The following is a 226-nucleotide window of genomic DNA, read 5'->3' on the forward strand; positions in this document are numbered from 1 at the left end:
CCCCCCTGCAGTACCATCGGCGCTGTAAGGCTTAGCTTCCGGGTTCGGAATGTAACCGGGCGTTTCCCCTACGCTATAACCACCGAAACACTATGAAACTGTCAGCCGCACCACGCATAACACGTGGGGCTGTTCGTGGTTTCAGAACCAACACAGTGGACGCGAGCAACTGAGGACAAGCCCTCGGCCTATTAGTACCGGTCAACTCCACACGTTACCGTGCTTC

The 226-nt window shown here is 56.2% G+C and carries 1 rRNA gene; it reads right to left on the minus strand.

The annotated features are described in order from the left end of the window. Positions 1–87, minus strand: a 5S ribosomal RNA gene (rrf, locus tag IE97_RS0138025); the annotation flags it as partial. Positions 88–226: the final 139 nt, after the last annotated feature.

This window comes from Streptomyces sp. NRRL S-455, assembly GCF_000717875.1.
GTDB lineage: Bacteria > Actinomycetota > Actinomycetes > Streptomycetales > Streptomycetaceae > Streptomyces.